Below are 19,122 nucleotides of genomic sequence, written 5' to 3' on the forward strand. Positions count from 1 at the left end.
GTCTATTTTTTCCTGTAAATGATTCCGGGGTGGCACTGAACCATCTCATAGAGATCCGGCAAGCCGTTAAGTGATTCAGAAGCACCAAGAATCAAATAACCTCCCGGATTCAGGGTAGCGTGAATACGGGTCAGAATATCTTTCTTCAGGTCTGCGGAGAAGTAAATCAGGACATTGCGGCACATCACTATGTCAAACCTGGAAAGCATGTAGCGCTCAAGCAGGTTCAACTCCTTGAACTCCACCATGCTTTTAATCTGTGGCCGGATTTGCCAGCCGCCCTTTGCGGAGGGCGTGAAGAAATGCTTCTGGCGCTCCGGAGATAACCCCCTGCCAATGGCGATCATTTCATATTCACCACTGCGAGCCACCTCGAGTACACTTTTCGATATGTCCGTCGCAGTGATTTTTACATCGCGTAATTTACCGGGTTTCTGACGCCGGAACTCGTCAACAATCATGCCAACCGAGTATGGCTCCTGCCCGGTAGAGCAAGCAGCTGACCAGATTCGCAAAGGAGAGAGAGAGGAGCGGGCAGCGAATTCCGGAAGCAGTTTCTCCTGGAGAATACGGAACGGGTGATTGTCCCGGAACCAGAGTGTTTCGTTAGTGGTCATGGCATCGATGACCACTTCCTTAAGGCTGGCCCGGCCAGGTTTTTTCAGACGTTCAAGCAATTCCCCAAGAGAGTTCAATTCGTTCTCTTCAAGAATTCGGCGCAACCGGCTTTTCACAAGGTATTGCTTGTTGTCACCCAGTAAAATGCCGCAAGCATCCTGCAGGAACGATTTAAAGGCTTCATACTCCTGTAGCGTAATATCCGCTTTCATCGCATCTCATCAGTTCTTAATGAATAACCGGGCATTTGGAAAGCTCAGTTCTGGTCAACAATTTCCATGATTCGTTCAGCAAGTTCATCAGGGCTGAATTTTGCCATAAAATCGTCTGCACCGACTTTCTGCACCATCGCTTTATTGAATACGCCGCTCAATGAGGTATGGAGCATAACAAACAGATCAGCAAGGGCGGGGTCACTCTTGATCCGGGTAACCAGTGTATAGCCATCCATTTCAGGCATTTCCACATCGGAAATCAGCAGTGAAAGATGGTCCGTTGCTTTCGAACCATCGCTGGTAATTTCTTTCAGGTATTCAAGCGCCTGTTTACCATCATTCCGGGTTATCACTTCCATACCAATAGCAGTAAGACAGCGTTCCATCTGCCGCCGTGCTACAGCTGAATCATCAGCAACCAGGACCGGGAAATGGCCAGGAACCCTGTCAGCACTCTTGTTTATAATTGCTTCTGTTACATCTTCCCGGAGAGGAGAAACCTCTGAAAGAATCTTCTCTACATCTATGATTTCAGCCAGTTTATCATCAATTTTCGTAACAGCCGTAAGATAAATATCCCGACCTGTCCCCTTGGGAGGAGGAAGAATATCCTCCCAGTTCATGTTCATGATTCTGTCTACGCCGGTAACCAGAAAACCCTGTGTCTTGCGGTTGTACTCGGTAATGATCACAAAGCTCGATGCCAGATCTTCCTGAGGAATTCCCGGCAGGCCGATAGCCATACCCAGATCAATAACAGGAATAGTCTCGCCACGAGTATGAGCCACACCACGCACAACCGGGAGACTGTTCGGTATGGAAGACAGTTTCGGGCACTGGAGCACTTCCTTCACTTTAAATACGTTGATGCCATATATCTGGCGCCCCCGCAAACGGAACAATAGGAGCTCAAGGCGATTCTGCCCGACCAGCTGCGTACGCTGGTTAACACTGTCCAATACTCCTGCCATAGCATCCTCTCCCGCGCACACTGAAAACACCGGCATGCATTTTGCTGTTCTTTAGAATGAGTTGTCCGGGTGACAAAATAACGTCATCCCTGAGTGGACCTGCCTGTTTAACGGCCGGAACGCCTCAACCCTTAGGCATTTGAATATGATTTATGCCGTAATACTGACAGCATAGGACAAACCAGGACATATGCGCACCACGCTTTTAGTCTCGCTCTTATTCATGTCGTCCCTGGCCAACTCTGTGTCGGCCAGCACGACTGCGGATGAGATCCATATGGCGACCAGGTCATTTCTTGAGAGCTATGCCAGAACCCAGGCTGAAGATGGGTATCAGGTTAAGTTTGAGGCAGGCAATATCGATAGCAGAATCGCCCTCGCACCTTGCGCAGATCCGCTAAAGGTTGAATTTACGGGTGACCCCTGGAAAAGCGAACATCCTTCGGTACAGGTAGCCTGCAATGGCGACCGGCCCTGGCGCCTGTTTGTAACAACCACTGTTTCAATCAGCGGCCCGGCTCTTGTTGCAGCCCGGCCGCTTGGCCGTGGTGAGCGGATAACGGGCAACATGCTTGAAACCCGCTCTGTGGTCATTAATGCGACCCGCCGCGGAATAATAGCCGACGCCAGCCTTGTAGAAGGAATGGTGGTACGCAGACCGGTCAATGCCGGCTCGGTCCTGACGCCAGACCTTCTTGAGGCGCCGGATGCCGTTGCGCGAGGCGACCATGTTATTATCACCGCCCGCGCCGGCACATTTTCAGTTCGCTCCCGGGGCAAAGCCCTGGCAAGTGCGTCTGTTGGAGAGCAGGTTCTGGTAGAAAACCTCACATCCTCCCGCACCGTAAGGGCGAATGTAACGGCACCGGGGCACGTAGAAGTTCCAATGTAACCTTCCCTGTGGAAGCTGGTGGCAAAGTTTTTCCGCCGGCAAAACTTTGCCACCGGGTAAGCACCGTTACGAACACAGATTTTCAATGTTACATAATGTTAACGAAAAGTGTATATCTGCACCCTAAAGTATAGAGAGATTGAGCCGTTAAGCAGATATAAACCCGAGTCAGCCCACGTATGTGTGGCGCAACTGTAGAGCAGGTAACGATATGTCAGTTGACTTAAATGGAATTGGCCAAGGCCAGGTCAACACCCAAAGAACAACGGCCGACAAGCCCCTGACCAGCAAAAGTGGCGGGCAAACTCCCCCGGAACAGGCTAATGCCCGGCCCCAGAGTGCCCGCGGCGAAAATGTAAACCTGAGTAGCCAGGCCAAGAACCTCAAACAGCTTGAGCAAAAGCTGGGCGATTACCCTGAAATGGATGATGAACGGATTGAAGAGATTCGCTCAGCTCTGGAAAACGGTACCTACAAGATAGATGCAGAGAAGCTGGCCCAGAAAATGCTTGATATGGATAAAAGCATTTTTGGATGAGTAAATCATGGCTGCAATCGACGATCTGAAGAACCTTCTTTCCCTGGATATCCACCAGCTTGAGTCATTGGTGGATATCCTGAAAAAAGAAAAATCCTGCCTTTCAGGCTCCGATGCCAAAGCACTCGAAGCATTAACCCGGGATAAAAATGCCCTTCTTGGAGAAATCCGGGAACGCGCAAAGCAGAAAATTCGCATACTGGTAGCCATGGGATTCCGGCCAGACAGCGGAGAACCTTCCCGTTTTATCCGCAGCGCCGGCCTGACCGATCTTTACGCCCTCTGGCAGCAAGCTGATACAAAGCTTCGTGAGTGCCACACTCTTAACGAAAACAACGGACGCATTGTCAGCCACCTGCAAAAACGCCTGACCCGGCTTTCGGACATTTTCAGAGGCGCCTCCGGGCAACAAAAACTGTATGGCGCCAAGGGCCAGCAAACGACTGTATCCAGCCGCACGGTTCTTGCCAGCGCCTGATGACAGCTACAGATTGACAGCTCAATGCCCTTCGCAGGGGCCATGGCCTTTCCCCTGCGGGGGAGGGCTTCTCAAACAATGACCCAAATCTGTTAAGATCCTGGTCCGATTCAGTCCATGTAATTATTGAGAGCCCTTGCAATGAAAGATCTGGTTAAACCGCTGAGCAGTTCGATCACCGCCCTGATTATGTTTCTCGGCTTATCGTTTTTAACACTCCAGGTTCACGCCCAGACAGACAGTAAGAGCACCGGGGCCGAGCTGCCCAAGGTACGAATTCTTACCAGCGAAGGCGCTATTGAGCTGCAACTCCGCCCCGACGTGGCCCCTGAAACGGTCAGGAATTTTCTGGAATACGCCCAGGCCGGTTTTTTCGACGGAACCATTTTCCACCGGGTTATTCCCGGCTTCATGATTCAGGGCGGTGGTTTTACCGCCGATATGGCACGTAAGGAAACACGGCCAGCCATAAAAAATGAAGCATCCCGAACGCTCCCGAACCTCCGCGGAACAGTTGCCATGGCAAGAACCAATGCTCCTGATTCAGCAACTTCCCAGTTTTTTATCAACGTAGCAAACAACGACTTTCTGAATGCCGGCGTTCGCGGAGCAGGCTATGCAGTCTTCGCAAAAGTAACCGCAGGCATGGGTGTGGTTGATACCATCGCAGGTGTCCGGACTACCCGTGTTCGAGGCATGGCTGACGTACCTGTGAATCCGGTAATCATCGAGAGTATTACCCTCCTGGATTAACAACGCATCACAGGACATCTCCCCATGACCTCCTCCACTGTTCCGCCAGCCATTGCGCCGGCGGAACTGGTTTGGCAAGACGGCTTGCCACAGTCAAAACAGTTCGGCGACATCACTTTCAGCGGAAAAAACGGCCTGGATGAAGTCCGTTGCAGTTTTATCAGCCAAAACGATCTTCCTGCACGTTTCGCTGCGGTTTCCGAGTCTGGATCCTTTGTTATTGCATCGAACGGATTCGGTACCGGCCTGCACTTCCTGGCTACATGGCAAGCATGGCAAAGCAAAGGGCCAGCGCATGCTGCGACACTTCATTTCATATCCGCTGAGCCTCATCCCCTGACCCTGAAGGATCTTGAAAAAGCTCTTTCAGCCTGGCCAGAACTGAAGGACCTTTCCAGAGAGCTTGTCGCCAACTACCCACCTCTGGTACGCGGTGCTCACCGTCTGATCCTCGCCGGCGGCCGTGTTCGTCTGACGTTATTTTTTGGCGAAGCGAGTAATGCCTGGGATGAGCTGGGTTTTAAGGCTGACGCCTGGTTTCTGAACCGCCCTGCCCATGAAATGAATTCTGAAATATGGCAGAACACAGCCATTGAGCGAATCCGGCAGCACTGCAGGCCCGGCACTACGCTGGCCACCTCAGCAACTGACAAGGCAACCCTGAGAACACTGAAAGAGGCAGGGTTTCAAATACAGGAACCTGACGACTCAGGGTGTAACGAGACGATACTGAACGGCGTATTTCAACCTCTCAATGTTCCCCCCGGAAAATCGGATATTTCTGCCAGCGCTCCAGTATCTGTGGCTGTTATTGGCGCCGGCATTGCCGGGTGTCTGCTTGCGAACAACCTTGCCGAAAGAGGCTGTACTGTTACCCTGATAGACTCTGCAAGCCAGGCCGGTTCTGCTGCGTCCGGCAACCTTCAGGGCGCTATGTACGTAAAGCTTGGCGTCGAATTCAACCACCAGACCCAGCTTGCCCTGTCTGCCCTGACCTTCAGCCAGCGTTATTACCGCCCCTACCGCGATCAGTATTGGCATCCGACAGGCTTGCTGCAACTGGCCTGGAATGAAAATGAAAAGGATCGCCAGCACCGTTTTATCGAACGCAATCGATATCCGGAGGAAATCCTGCGCGCAGTGACCAGGCAGGAAGGCGAAGCTCTCACCGGCAGTAGCCTTGAGAGTGGTGGACTATGGTTCCCCTCCAGCGGCTGGCTTGCACCGGGAGAACTCTGTAAGTCACTCGCCTTGCACCCGCGTATCCGAAGAGTTTTTGATTTTTCAGTTGAACATATGACTGCGGCTGATGGCGAATGGATTCTATCCGGCACAGGCAACACCGACATCCGCACAGATCGCGTTGTTATCTGTGCGGGACACCTGAGCCCGCGCCTGATTCCCGGCCGGGGCGCATTTCGCTTTAAAGCCATTCGTGGACAGGTAACTCACATGCCAGCGGCCATGGTTGTAAACCCGAAGGCTGTTATCTGCGGAGCCCGTTATTTCAATCCGGCTCAAGACACTGAAGGCGGGCAACTGTCTGTCATTGGTGCAACGTTTGACCTTCACAGCGATGAGCCAGCCCCTACAACGCAGGGCCACCTTGAGAACCTCCGGGAACTGTCAGCAATGGTGCCACAGGTACTTTCGCCGGAACTGGCATCCGGTAGCCTGCCAGAACAGCTGACTGGGCGCGTAGGGTTTCGCTGCACCACCCATGATTATCAGCCTGTTGCCGGGCCATTTGTGGATGAAAACGGGCATACGCCGGCTGGCATCTATCTTTTAACCGGTTTAGGGAGCAAAGGCCTTACCTATGCCCCCTTGCTCGCAGAGTTTGTCGCAGACCAACTGACAGATCAGCCATCAGTTCTTCCTGCGGCGCTGATAAAAAGAGTGGCCACTGGCCGCATGCACAGGCCAAAGGTGGAATCTTCGTAATCAATTACCGCTAATGATCTGAACAGACACGCCGATACACTACCTGATAGGTACTGTTCCCAGAGGGTAAGACAGGTGTCCATTTTTGTCAGCGAACCAGGCCGTCCCGTCGGGACAAGATTGCCGGAGGTCTTCCGTGGGAGGCGTGTGGGCGATGTCAGCGAACTGACAGAGAGCCAGCAGATCAACCCCGGTCGTAGTGAAGCAACAGATGCTGAGTTTCAGCTTGCTGCTCAGTCCGGGCGGCATCGTGCACTGGAGGAGTATGGTGCTGCCGTAGCAGGTGAACGCAAAGATCAGCGGCCTTATCTTCCGGTGTCCTCCATCTGCTCACCAGCACTTTTCACCATTCCAGCCTCTGCAACAGTTGCTGACGCCATCACCATGATGGACGAACAGGGCGCCAATCATCTGGTGGTTACCGCCGACACGAACGTGGCGGGGCTTGTTGCCCAGCAATGGCTACTGGCCTGGCTTCACGAACATCAGGCTGATGCCATGAACCAGACTCTCACCCAAATTGAATTACCAGCCTTCCTGACGGCCTCTCCTGAAACCGACGCTCACCAGCTCGCCAGACTGATGCTGGCGCACCAACTCAATGCTGCGCTGGTTGTTGACGCTCAGGGCGAACCGACAGGCCTTGTAACAAGCACTGATTATCTGCGCCTGTATGCCAGCGTCGGGGGACAGCAAGGCAGTGTTTAAGGCCACCTGAAAGGTGGCCAGGGCCATTCAAACACACCCTCAGGAGCCTTCAGTTACAGCAGCTCGTGCTCTTTGAGCATTTTCAGCAAAGCTTGCTCGTCCAGCACCTGCAGACCTAGCTGTTCGGCCTTGGCCAGCTTCGAACCAGCGGCCTCCCCTGCCACAACACAAGCCGTTTTTCGGGAAACGCTTCCAGCCACTTTTGCCCCAAGCCTTTCCAGCTTTTCCTTCGCTTCATCACGGGTCAGTTCTGACAGAGTGCCGGTAAGCACCCAGGTCTGGCCCTGAAGCGGCTTGGCGCCAATGATAATTTCCTCCTGTTGCCACTTCACGCCAGCTTCACGCAGTGCATCAAGTATTTCCCGGTTATGAGACTGAGCAAAAAAGCCGCGGATATGGCCAGCGACGATCGGACCTACATCCTGTACCTCTTTGAGGGATTCTTCATCGGCTTCTGCAACAGCCTCAAGGGTGCCGAAATGGGACGCCAGTGATTTTGCCGTAGCCTCTCCCACCTCCCGTATACCTAAAGCATAAATAAAGCGCCAGAGCACCGGGTGCCGGGAGCGATCAATGGCTGCGACAAGATTGTTTGCTGATTTTTCGCCCATGCGCTCCAGACGAGTCAAATCCCTGGTAGTGAGGTGATAGATATCAGCAACGGTCTCCACCATGCCCTGATCAACCAGAATATCGATCCATTTATCGCCAAGGCCTTCGATATCCAGCGCCTTCCTGGACGCATAGTGCCGGATCGCTTCTTTCCGTTGAGCGGGGCAAAACAGGCCGCCGGAACAGCGGGCAACAGCTTCACCCTCAATCTGAATAACGTCAGAGCCGCAGACCGGGCAGTGCCTGGGGAGCACTACTGCTTTTGCGGATGCTGGCCGTTTTTCCTTAACCACTTTTACAACTTTGGGAATAACATCACCGGCCCTGCGCACGAACACCGTGTCACCGATATGAACATCCAGGCGGCGAATCTCATCCATGTTGTGAAGTGTCGCATTGCTTACCGTCACGCCACCCACAAAGACAGGTTTAAGACGTGCAACCGGCGTAACTGCTCCGGTGCGCCCGACCTGAAACTCCACATCCTCAACAACTGTCAGCTCTTCCTGCGCAGGGAACTTGTGAGCTATGGCCCAGCGCGGTGCGCGGGAAACAAAACCCAGCGCTGTCTGATAATCCAGCCGGTTTACTTTAAACACAATGCCGTCTATCTCATACGGCAGCGCATCGCGTTTCTGCATCAGCTCTTCATAAGCTTCAAGGCATTCGCGGGCACCGATGGCTTTACGCATCTCGGGGTTGATACGAAACCCCCAGCGCCGGACTTGCTGGAGGCTGTCCCACTGCGTATCCGGCAACTGGCTTTCGTCAGTTACCGCAACACTGTAGGCGCACATTTCCAGAGGACGTCGGGCCGTTACCGTAGATTTTTTCTGACGCAGACTACCAGCGGCAGCGTTCCGGGGGTTAACGAAGGTTTTCTCGCCCTGATCCGCCAGCCGGCGATTAAGTGCATCGAAGCCGGCTCTCGGCATGTATACCTCACCCCGTACTTCCACCATGTCGGGGAAATCGTTCCCTCTCAGGCGCAAAGGAACGGACGGTATAGTGCGGATGTTTGCGGTGATATCCTCCCCCGCATAGCCGTCTCCCCGGGTCGCCGCCCGGGTTAGCGAACCCTGCTCGTAGGTGAGACTCACAGCAAGCCCGTCCAGCTTGGGCTCACAGACATACTCAATATCCTGATCACTATTGAGCCGCTCTCTCACCCGGCGATCAAAATCACGCAGCTCGTCTTCGTTAAATGCATTATCCAGCGACAACATGGGCAACCGATGAACCACTTCTTCAAAGCTGGTGTCTGCACTACTTCCTACACGGCGGGTCGGCGAATCATCCGATGCCAGCTCAGGGTATTCAGATTCAAGCTTCTGCAGTTCACGAAACAGGCGGTCATACTCCGCATCGGGAATGCCCGGATCGTCCAGCACGTAATACCGGTAGTTATGTTCATCAAGCGCTGACCGCAGCTCCATCGTCCGCCTGATAATATCCGGTGAAGGCTTGCTCATAGATTCGTGCTCTTGGCTGTCAAAAAAATGCCCGGACGACTCCGGGCATTATTGTTTCTGTAACGGCTCAAACGGACTCAGTGCCGGGGCGACCGCTGCTTACGTTCGAACTCACGAATGCGCTGACGGCAGTGCTCAATTGTCTGGCCGGTCATCACGCTGCGGCGTTCATCCTTCAGTTCACCGCCGAGATTGCGTACCACGCACTGAGCGGTTTCAAGCATGAAGTCAAAGGCCTGCAACGAATTGGTTGGCCCCGGCATGCTCATGAAAAAGCTGATGCCCGGCGTAGTCATAGCGCTTGCATCGTTGGGCGTAAAGGTGCCCGGTTCAACAGCGTTAGCAACACTGAACTGCACAGGACTGGTGGTATCCTCTGCTTCATGGCGATGATAAATATCCATATCACCATGGGCCAGACCGCAGGCTTCAAACAGTTTCTGCAATGCGCTCCCGCTAAACTCCTCCCCCTGACGCGCAAGCACGTTGATCACGATAACCTCACGGGCTTCCGGGCGGTTAGCTCCGGCAAGAGGCTGGTCCGGCTTCGGGCTTTGCGGCTCGCGACGGGCCGTATCTTCCTCTACATCGGTTGTCGTTATTGCCGCAACTGCCGGCTCAGACGACTCATCATCTCCAGCCCCCCAACCTGTATCAACGGCTAAATCGTCCTGCTCAATGGAGGAGAAACCCGTCTCTTCGCTGTTCCCCTGAGGAGAGCTGTCCTGAACAGCCTCATTTGGCTCAGGTGTATCGCAAACGGGACGCGTAGGCTTATGTTTTGGAGTACGGGAGCGCGACGGTTTTTCCCGACGCACGTAGCCACGTTCTTCCAGAGTATCTTTTGAAATAGCCCTGGCCCCGCCATTGGGGAGCTCGGGATTGTGGTCTTCATCCAACGGAGATCCTTTAAGATCGTCGGCACCCATACCTGAAGAAATCGCTATAGATTCCTTACGGGCACGGCGCATGCGCCTTAAACCATCTATAACAATGCCGATGATAACCAGGGTACCGATGGCAATTAACCATTCCCTTAGTGACATAGTGCTGCTGTCCTGTTTGCAATTCGGGTCCGGGAGCGAATAAAGGGCTCCGGTTGATACTCTAAAAAAAGCCCGTAGTGAATACAACGCAAAGCCGCACCACATGGCCTTTTTGTCATTCTTGGCGATTTTCTGGCCAGCCTGTTTTCAGGCCTCCACCAACGCCGCTGCCTCGTCAACATCCACTGAAACCAGGCGTGAGCATCCGGGTTCGTGCATGGTAACGCCCATAAGCTGATCACCCATTTCCATCGCGATCTTGTTATGGGTTATGTATATAAACTGCACTTGCTTCGACATTTCCTTGACCAGATTAGCGTAACGACCAACATTGGCGTCGTCGAGAGGCGCGTCAACCTCGTCAAGCATACAGAAAGGCGCCGGGTTAAGCTGAAAGATGGAAAATACCAGAGCAATCGCTGTCAACGCCTTTTCTCCACCGGAAAGCAGGTGGATAGTGCTGTTCTTCTTGCCAGGAGGCCGTGCCATGATGCTCACACCGGTCTCAAGGAGGTCTTCTCCGGTCAACTCCAGGTATGCACTGCCGCCCCCGAACACCTTCGGGAACAGGGCCTGAAGACCTCCGTTTATCTGATCGAACGTTTCCTTGAACCGCTGACGGGTTTCGCGATCAATTTTACGGATAGCAGTATCAAGAATTTCCAGAGCCTCCGTCAGGTCTTCGTGCTGGCTGTCGAGATAGGTTTTACGCTCGCTCTGCACCTGATACTCATCAATCGCCGCAAGGTTAATGGCACCAAGGCGTTGAATCCGGTTACCGATTTTTTCGAGCTCTGCCGCCCATTCATCCTGACTGGCGTCTTCCGGCAACTGGGGCAGGATGTCCTGAAGTTTCACATCCAGCTCTTCGAGTTGTTCAATGTAATTGCCCGAACGGATCTCAAGGGCCTGAGATTCCATTTTCAGCTTTTCAAGCTTTGACCGGACATCCTGAATCCGGTGGTCGGTACCACTTCTGCCCTGCTCTTTTTCCCTCACCTCGCGGTCGATCTCTTCCAGTGCATCTCGGGCCAGACTCAGCTTTTCTTCTTCTGCAAGCCGGCGGTCCAGCAGCCCTTCAAGTTGCATCTGGAGATCTTCCATGGGCTCTTCCGCATTTTCCCGGGATTCCCTGAGCATTTCCAGTCGCTCCTCCAGACGCTCTTTCTGCATCTGCATGCGATCTATAGTCTGGTTCAGCCCGTCCCGCTGGCTGCTGAGGGTCTGCAACTGAAGTTGCAGCTGATGGGCATGATCCCTGTCATGGCGTGCTTCCTGGCGCAGTCCGTCAAGCTTTTCCCTTAGCAGGTCCCGCTGTTCGAGAAGCCGCTCTTTTTCATCGTCACCGTCTTCTGTCAGGGCCAGCGCCTGTTGCCACTCTTCACGAGCGATCCCAAGGCTTTCCTGTTGAGCTTCGAGATTCAGTGCTACATCCGATACATCCTCACGGATGCGTGCAAGACGCGCGTCGATCTGTTCTGCCCGGGCCAGAAGCCCACTGATCCTGGAGGCTGACAAACCAAGCGCGCGATCGGCTTCACTCAGCCGGGCCTGGGCATCATCCCTTGCACCCTCAGCCTTTTCGGTTCGCTCCTGCAGGGCTTCATGACGTGCCTTAACCTCATCCAGAGCCTGTTCCGCCCCGGCCAGTTGCCGCGCCAGCTCATCCACTTTTTTCTGTCGTTCAATAACGCCGATCTGCCCGGCATCTGAATCCGGCATCAGAACCCAGTCGCGCGCGATCCAGACACCCTCTCGGGTGATGATACTACAACCGTCTGCAAGACCCTCTCTGCGTTCCATGGCATCAGAAAGGGTTTCAGATGTATCTATACCCGCCAGCATGACATTAACCGAAGCCGGACCATCCACTTTGGCCGCCAACCCCTGAGCCGGAACCGAAACACCGCGGCCAGAACCAGACTGAATAACAGCAAGCCCTTTGGGTGCCTGCTGCAGGGCCATGGAAAGCTGGTCAATATCAGGAAGCAACAACCCCTGACTGAAGCGCCCTATTACCTGCTCCAGTGCAAACTCCCATCCATCGTCTATACGAAGCTGGCCCGCCACCCGGGGCAATTCACCCAGATGATGCTCTGATAACCAGGTCTGAAGGGTGTCATCCTGCCCACCCATCTGTTCATCAAGCAAAGCTTGCTGAGATTCCAGCGCGGCCTGCAAACTCTGAACGCGCTGCCTCGCATCGGCCAGACTCTTTTCTGTATCGCGCTGATTATGACGGGCTTCCTGAAGCTCATCCTGCACGGCTTCAATGCGCTCAGCAGCTTCCTCCCTCTGAAGCTCCAGTGTCTCCTGTTGCTCCTGAAGTTCCTCAAGCTCTGCGCGATCGACCTGTCCGTCCAGCTGAGCCTGTTCATCCTGGAGTTTGCGCTGGCGCACGAGCAACTGCTCTATGGCCTCTTCCAGAGAGGCTATACGGGATTGCGCAAGCTCCGCTTCACGGCGGGTATCTGCAGAACGCGAACTGAACTCTTCCCAGCGCTGCTGCCAGTTACTCATGGCGTCTTCAGCCAACTGAAGCTTCTCACCGGAGTCTTCCGAACGAATGGCCAAAGCTTCCTGCTCCGGCTCAATCATCTCGAGCTCTTCGAGGATCCCTGCCAGCTTCTCTTCGTCCTGACTCAACTCCCGGGCAAGCTCACGCTGGTTGGCCATGGCCTGATCCAGCTCTGCTGCTGTCTGCCGGCTGCGTTCGCGCTGATGCTCAAGGCTTTGTTCAATACGTGCGATATCTGCCCCGGCCTCATAATAACGGGCCTGGGCACGGTTAAAGTGCTCGGTACGTTCGTGATGACCATCCCGGAGCGATTCAAGTGAAGTTTCCAGGCTGATGCGTTCGGTAAGCTGCTTTTCCAGCTCAAGTTCGGTATCGCGAATTTTACCGCGCCAGCTTTGCAGGTCGTTATCCAGTGACTGCCAGCGCAGGACGGTGAGTTCAGCTTTTTTCTTACGTTCGTCGTGTTTGTAGGATTTGTATTTCTCCGCTGCAGCAGCCTGCCGCTCAAGGTGATGCAACTGGCGGCCAAGCTCCTCACGAAGGTCGGTCAGGCGCTCAAGGTTTTCCTGAGTGCGGCGCATCCGGTTTTCTGTTTCCCGGCGGCGCTCCTTGTATTTTGATATACCGGCCGCTTCCTCAATATAGGTTCGCAGTTCCTCCGGCTTGGCCTCGATGAGCCTTGAAATCATGCCCTGCTCGATAATGGCGTAGCTCCGGGGACCCAGACCTGTACCGAGAAACAGGTCGGTGATGTCCCGGCGGCGGCATTTTGCACCATTGAGGAAATACTCTGACTGACCCTCACGGGAAACCCGGCGGCGCACAGATATTTCGTTGAAGCTGACAAACTCACCAGGGGCTGAGCCATCGCTGTTATCAAACACAAGCTCGATTGACGCCTGCCCCACCGGCTTGCGTGCACTGGAACCATTGAAGATAACGTCAGTCATGGACTCGCCCCGCAGATACTTGGCAGAGCTTTCCCCCATCACCCAACGGACAGCATCGATAATATTGGATTTTCCACAGCCATTTGGTCCAACCACTGCCGTAAGGTTCGTAGGAAACGGAACCGTAGTGGGATCTACAAAGGACTTGAATCCGGCAAGCTTGATGGACTTCAGGCGCATGTCACGCGCGCTCCTCCTTGAGTACACTCGCCTGGCCTGAAACGACCGCGCCCCGATGGCAAGAGAAAATCTCAACCAGGTACCGGACACTCTGTTCAGTGAGACTTTCTGGAGCCTGAAACGTCATACGGAATGTTGCTCACTTCTGAAATCGGCGAGGATTTAAGCAAGGCAGTTTAACACAGGGATTCCCCATCCCCACCCCCCTCTTAAAGAGCATTATGCCCTGGGAAACCCTGCCCCCCTGACAGGAACGCCGTGTTTTTGACGCTTCGGGCTGATCCTGCTGTGAAATACCTCAACAAGGTTCAGGATTCAACAACATCTATATGTTTCATATGCGAATTTTTTTGTCAGGCACGAAAGCTGCTCTGTGTTACCGAAAGCCAGCGATCAACCTTGCCAGAGACTGAGCCCCAGTGAAAAACATATCGTCGATACAGCGCCCCACCTCACAGCCGAAAGACCTTGCGGCACTTCGACAGTCTTACCAGAACTGGTCGAATACGCCAGACACCTTCAGCAGGCTCACAAGACGACTCTCCACCACTCTGTCACTGGAAACCCAGCTTGGTATTCTTGCTGAGGAACTGCAAGAAGTTATCCCCTTTGATGCTCTCAATTATCGTCATCAGATAGCACACCGGGATTTTGTATATGCGACCGGGATGGGCGGGCCTCACCGCTGTGAGTATCGCCTCAACCTTGAAGGAGTTTGCTACGGATCACTGACGCTTAACCGGAGACAGAAGTTTTCAGACGATGAATTACAAGGTATAGAGATGGTCATCAGTGCAGCTATATGCCCGATTCGCAATGCCTGTCAGTTTATTACAATCGAACAGGCGGCACTGACCGATGCGCTTACGGCGATCCCCAACAAACGGGCCCTGGATGAACAACTTCAGCGCGCAAGCCTGCTTGCTGAGCGTCACGCACACGAATACTCCCTGATTCTCTGCGATCTGGATCATTTTAAAGCGGTAAATGATCAGCATGGGCACGTAGTGGGGGACCACCTGCTGCGATTGACCGCAGCAACTCTGGAATCCGCTATCAGAAATTCGGACAGCGTTTACCGGTTCGGTGGTGAAGAGTTCGCTATTTTACTGCCTCACACAGGCGTACAGGAAGCCCGGGACGTAGCTGACCGCGTACGAAACGCCGTCGCCAGTCTTCGGGTAGATTGCGGAGGTACTGAGTTGTCTGTAACAGTCAGCTGCGGCGTGGCCAGCCATATGCCGGCAGAAAACGCGAATCAGTGGATGGCCCGCGCCGACGAAGCCCTTTACAGAGCCAAGGACCATGGCCGGAACTGCACTCAGGTGTTTGCCACTATTCGCTGAGCCATCAGTTTCAGGCTCAGCGTTCCGGACTAGCGCCCCGATTTACCCGCGCTTGCTGAATGGGCTTTACGCGGCCGACCTGATCCAGCCTTAGGCTTACCAGCCCCGCTTCGGGGCTTACCTGAGCCACTACTGCGCGAAGGTTTGCTATCACTGACATCCCAGCGCCGGCTACCAGCTTTCCTGAGGCCGCTTCCCGGGCTTTTTCTTTTCTGCCGGTCATGGGCCGCCTGCTCGTCCGGAGTTTTCTGGGGTATATCTATGGAATCCAGTCCGACTGTTTTACTCAGGGCGTCTACTGCTTTCTGGTCCAGCTCTTCCCATTTACCAAGCGTCAGTCTGCTGGGCAGAAAAATTGGCCCATAACGCACGCGTTTCAGACGACTCACACGCACACCCTGAGACTCCCACAAACGCCGTACCTCACGGTTACGGCCTTCCAGAAGCGTAACGTGAAACCAGCGATTTATTCCACTGCCACCGGCAGGGCTGAGATCGCTGAATTTCGCCATGCCGTCTTCAAGAAGAACGCCAGCCATCAGGCGTGCAATCATGGCGTCATCAACTTCACCAAAAACCCTGACAGCGTATTCCCGGTCGATCTGGCTCGAAGGATGCATCAGGCGGTTGGCCAGCTCTCCGTCGGTAGTAAAGAGGACTAACCCGGTGGTATTCAGGTCCAGCCGGCCTATTGAAATCCAGCGGTTGTCCTTTAGCCTGGGCAAGCGGTCAAAAACTGTCGGACGACCCTCGGGATCCTTACGGGTAGTCACCTCGCCTTCGGGCTTATTGTAGATAAGCACCCGACGAACAGTGGCAGCGCCCGCTGCAACCTCCAGCCGCTTCTCGTCCAGTTCGAAGCGGTCATTCACCGTTGCTTTCTGGCCAGGCACTGCGGCCTCACCATTAACCGTCAGGCGCCCGGCTTCCATCCAGCCCTCAATTTCCCGACGCGAGCCAATTCCGGCACGGGACAGAAGCTTCTGGATCCGCTCCGGACCTTCATTTGTAACCGTATCTGCGGACGGTTTTGCCTTTCTTCCGGGGCGTTGTGACGCCATGAACATAATCCTTAATCGCTGACTGATACCCGAATGGTATCAGTGAAGTGTCTCGTCCGGAGAGTTATCCTCGGCGGACTCTGCCGTGGTTGAGCCAAACTCAATCTCGGCCTGAATATTTTTTTCAATTTCTCTGCCTATTTCTTCCAGATCCCGGATCTCAGATAAGGGAGGCATCTTATCCAGGCCGGAAAGATTGAAATAATCCAGAAACTGTCGGGTCGTCGCATACATGGCCGGCCGGCCAGGTACATCTCGATGTCCCACGACGCGAACCCACTCTCGCTCAAGTAATGTACGAATGATATTGCTGCTTACCGTAACACCCCGGATATCTTCAATTTCACCCCGGGTAATAGGTTGACGATAGGCAATCAATGCAAGAGTTTCCAGCAATGCCCGGGAGTAGCGGGGAGGCTTTTCCTCAAACAGGCGGCTGACCCAGGGAGCAAACTCTTCACGAACCTGAAGCCTGTAGCCGCTGGCCACCTTGCGAAGCTCGAATCCACGCCCCTCACATGCATCACCAAGAAGCATCATGACATGCTCCATAATCTGTCTGGCCGGGCGTTCATCTTCCGTAAACAGTTCCCGCAACTGCTCAAGAGAGAGAGGTTTGCCTGCAGCCAGCAACGCAGCTTCGGCAATCGCCTGAATTCTGGAGAGGTGTTCTTCATTCATGATGGCTATCCATTCTTCAATGCGCCGTTTCCCGCCACAGAATAATCTAGCGGGCAGCCCGGGCCCGCACGTGAATAGAACCCAGCACTTCTGTCTGCACAACTTCAATCAACTGCTCTTTAACCAGTTCCAGCGTTGCCAGAAACGTGACAACCACACCAAGCCTCCCCTCCTCTGCGGTGAAGAGGCTCTGGAAGGCGACAAACTGATCATCCTGCAAAACTGACAAAATGGCTGACATACGCTCACGGGTTGAGAGCTTTTCTTTTTCCACATGATGGCTGGTAAAAAGATCAGCCCGTTGCAGCACACCCCGAAGGGCAAGAAGCATATCCCGGAAATCAACGTCAGGGTGCTGTTGGGTTGACGGTAACTGCGGCAAAGATGCCGATGCATAAAAGCTGTCACGCTCCATACGCGGCAAGGCATCGATATCCTCCGCAGCCTGCTTGAAACGTTCATACTGCTGCAGACGACGAATCAGTTCAGCCCTTGGATCCGACTCGTCTTCTTCGTCGCTTTCGTGCCTTGGCAACAACATCCGGGACTTTATTTCTGCCAGGGTGGCCGCCATCACAAGGTACTCTGCAGCCAGCTCGAAGCGCATGGCCTCCACCGCTCCGATGTAGTCCATGTATTGCCGGGTTATTTCGCTCACGTCTATATCCAGAATATCCATATTCTGACGACGAATGAGATACAACAACAGATCGAGCGGACCCTCAAAGGCTTCCAGAAATACCGCAAGGGCATCTGGCGGGATATACAGGTCAGTGGGAAGATCGATCAACGCCTTCCCGGAAACCCGCGCCAGTGGAGCCTGCCCCGGCCCATCAGGATTAACGATAACTGAGACCCATTGCCGACCGGACTTCATCAAGCGTATCCCGGGCTGCATCACGTGCGCGTTCACGCCCTTCCTGCAGAATTGAATACACAAGATCCGGGTTGCCCTCATATTCACGGGCCCGTTCATGCAAAGGCCGCTGCTCTTCTACAATCGAATCAATCAACGGTTTTTTGCAGTCAAGACAACCAATACCGGCGCTACGGCAACCCACCTGAACCCACTCTTTGGTCTCAGCATCGGAGTAGACCTGATGCAACCCCCAGACCGGACATTTCTCAGGCTCACCGGGATCCGTTCTTCTGACCCGCTGGGGGTCTGTCTGCATGGTACGGACTTTTTGAGCCACGCTGTCTGGCTCTTCCCGCAGACCAATGTAATTGTTGTAGGATTTGGACATTTTATGACCATCCAGACCCGGCATTTTTGAATCCGGCGTCAACAATGGCTGAGGCTCCGGAAGAATCACTTTTCCGCCACCCTCTATGTATCCATACAGACGCTCACGGTCGCCAATGGATATATTCTGCTGTTCCATAAGCAAGGCACGAGCCGTCTCAAGTGCCTCCATATCGCCCTCTTCCTGATATCGTTTTTTCAGAGTGCGATAAAGTTTGGCGTTCTTCTTGCCCATTTTGACAATAGCTGACTCTGCCTGATCTTCAAACCCGGGTTCACGCCCGTAGAGATGGTTGAACCGGCGAGCAATCTCACGGGTAATTTCGACGTGAGACACCTGGTCGGCACCTACCGGAACCTTACCCGCACGATACATCAGAATATCGGCCGTTTGCAGCAGCGGATAGCCAAGAAAACCGTATGTTGCGAGATCTTTTTCACGCAGCTTTTCCTGCTGATCCTTATAGGTGGGGATACGTTCCAGCCAGCCCAGAGGCGTGATCATCGATAACAACAGGTGCAGCTCCGCATGCTCAGGTACCTGCGACTGGATAAACATGGTTGATGACCCGGGGTTTACGCCCGCCGCCAGCCAGTCAATAGTCATATCCCAAACACTTTGTTCGATGCCGGAAGGGTCATCATACTGTGTCGTCAGGGCATGCCAGTCGGCAATAAAAAAGAAGCATTCAAATTCGTGCTGGAGTTTTACCCAGTTTTTCAGCACACCATGGTAATGACCGAGATGAAGCTTGCCGGTCGGACGCATACCAGACAAAACCCGTTGCTGGGAATCTACAGAACTCAAAGCACAAACTCCTTCATTTGAATAGGATTCGCCCAGAGTAAATCAGACGACTCGGCATTATAAATAAAAAACCCCCGCTCTGCAG

The 19,122-nt window shown here is 53.8% G+C and carries 16 protein-coding genes; 7 read left to right on the forward strand and 9 right to left on the reverse strand.

The genetic code is table 11. From position 1 onward, the window contains the following. Positions 1-2 precede the first annotated feature (2 nt). A complete protein-coding gene (locus CPA50_RS08660; protein ID WP_096781991.1) occupies positions 3-830 on the reverse strand; it encodes a CheR family methyltransferase in 828 nt (275 codons plus the stop codon). A 44-nt stretch (positions 831-874) separates the two neighbouring features. Continuing rightward, on the reverse strand, positions 875-1,804 hold the full coding sequence (locus CPA50_RS08665) for a chemotaxis protein CheV (RefSeq protein WP_096781992.1): 930 nt from the start codon (positions 1,802-1,804) through the stop codon (positions 875-877). A 277-nt stretch (positions 1,805-2,081) separates the two neighbouring features. Here CPA50_RS08665 and flgA point away from each other — a divergent pair, with 277 nt between their 5' ends. The 6 genes from flgA to CPA50_RS08695 all read left to right on the forward strand — a co-directional run bounded on the left by flgA (position 2,082) and on the right by CPA50_RS08695 (position 7,117). Then, positions 2,082-2,696, forward strand: a complete 615-nt coding sequence (gene flgA / locus CPA50_RS08670) for a flagellar basal body P-ring formation chaperone FlgA (RefSeq protein ID WP_319823110.1) — start codon at positions 2,082-2,084, stop codon at positions 2,694-2,696. Positions 2,697-2,907: 211 nt separating this feature from the next. Further along, positions 2,908-3,234: a flagellar biosynthesis anti-sigma factor FlgM gene (flgM, locus tag CPA50_RS08675; RefSeq protein ID WP_096781994.1), complete on the forward strand. Its 327-nt coding sequence runs from the start codon at positions 2,908-2,910 to the stop codon at positions 3,232-3,234. 7 nt (positions 3,235-3,241) lie between these two features. Beyond that, a complete protein-coding gene (locus CPA50_RS08680) occupies positions 3,242-3,712 on the forward strand; it encodes a flagella synthesis protein FlgN (RefSeq protein WP_096781995.1) in 471 nt (156 codons plus the stop codon). 141 nt (positions 3,713-3,853) lie between these two features. Continuing rightward, the gene (locus tag CPA50_RS08685; RefSeq protein ID WP_096781996.1) at positions 3,854-4,465 is read left to right on the forward strand and encodes a peptidylprolyl isomerase; all 612 of its coding nucleotides are present in this window, start codon (positions 3,854-3,856) and stop codon (positions 4,463-4,465) included. A gap of 24 nt (positions 4,466-4,489) precedes the next feature. After that, positions 4,490-6,409 carry an FAD-dependent 5-carboxymethylaminomethyl-2-thiouridine(34) oxidoreductase MnmC gene (mnmC, locus tag CPA50_RS08690; RefSeq protein WP_096781997.1) on the forward strand — a complete coding sequence of 640 codons (1,920 nt, stop codon included), beginning with the start codon at positions 4,490-4,492 and terminating at the stop codon, positions 6,407-6,409. 75 nt (positions 6,410-6,484) lie between these two features. Continuing rightward, on the forward strand, positions 6,485-7,117 hold the full coding sequence (locus CPA50_RS08695) for a CBS domain-containing protein (RefSeq protein WP_096781998.1): 633 nt from the start codon (positions 6,485-6,487) through the stop codon (positions 7,115-7,117). Between the two features lie 53 nt (positions 7,118-7,170). Here CPA50_RS08695 and ligA read toward each other — a convergent pair whose 3' ends face one another. The 3 genes from ligA to smc form a co-directional block, all read right to left on the reverse strand. Next, a complete protein-coding gene (gene ligA, locus CPA50_RS08700; protein ID WP_096781999.1) occupies positions 7,171-9,201 on the reverse strand; it encodes an NAD-dependent DNA ligase LigA in 2,031 nt (676 codons plus the stop codon). Between the two features lie 77 nt (positions 9,202-9,278). Further along, positions 9,279-10,247, reverse strand: coding sequence for a cell division protein ZipA (gene zipA / locus CPA50_RS08705; RefSeq protein WP_096782000.1), 969 nt, complete (start codon positions 10,245-10,247; stop codon positions 9,279-9,281). Positions 10,248-10,394: 147 nt separating this feature from the next. After that, positions 10,395-13,895 (reverse strand): chromosome segregation protein SMC, encoded by a 3,501-nt coding sequence (gene smc, locus CPA50_RS08710; RefSeq protein WP_096782001.1) that lies wholly within the window; start codon positions 13,893-13,895, stop codon positions 10,395-10,397. Positions 13,896-14,314: 419 nt separating this feature from the next. On the opposite strand from smc, the gene CPA50_RS08715 reads away from it, so the two are divergent. Further along, positions 14,315-15,241, forward strand: a complete 927-nt coding sequence (locus tag CPA50_RS08715; RefSeq protein ID WP_096782002.1) for a GGDEF domain-containing protein — start codon at positions 14,315-14,317, stop codon at positions 15,239-15,241. Between the two features lie 29 nt (positions 15,242-15,270). On the opposite strand, the gene rluB is transcribed toward CPA50_RS08715, so the two are convergent. Genes rluB through CPA50_RS08735 form a run of 4 tightly spaced genes read right to left on the reverse strand, consistent with a single transcriptional unit; the run spans position 15,271 to position 19,037 of the window. Next, positions 15,271-16,302: a 23S rRNA pseudouridine(2605) synthase RluB gene (rluB, locus tag CPA50_RS08720; protein WP_096782003.1), complete on the reverse strand. Its 1,032-nt coding sequence runs from the start codon at positions 16,300-16,302 to the stop codon at positions 15,271-15,273. Positions 16,303-16,341: 39 nt separating this feature from the next. Beyond that, a complete protein-coding gene (gene scpB, locus CPA50_RS08725) occupies positions 16,342-16,983 on the reverse strand; it encodes an SMC-Scp complex subunit ScpB (RefSeq protein WP_096782004.1) in 642 nt (213 codons plus the stop codon). Between the two features lie 46 nt (positions 16,984-17,029). Further along, a complete protein-coding gene (locus CPA50_RS08730; protein WP_096782005.1) occupies positions 17,030-17,860 on the reverse strand; it encodes a segregation and condensation protein A in 831 nt (276 codons plus the stop codon). Next, entirely contained in the window at positions 17,823-19,037 is a 1,215-nt protein-coding gene (locus tag CPA50_RS08735; protein WP_096782006.1) for a tryptophan--tRNA ligase, read from the reverse strand. The genes CPA50_RS08730 and CPA50_RS08735 overlap by 38 nt, the downstream gene beginning before the upstream one ends. Positions 19,038-19,122 lie beyond the last annotated feature (85 nt).

Origin of the sequence: Marinobacter sp. ANT_B65 (genome assembly GCF_002407605.1) — a bacterium.
Taxonomy (GTDB): Bacteria; Pseudomonadota; Gammaproteobacteria; order Pseudomonadales; family Oleiphilaceae; genus Marinobacter.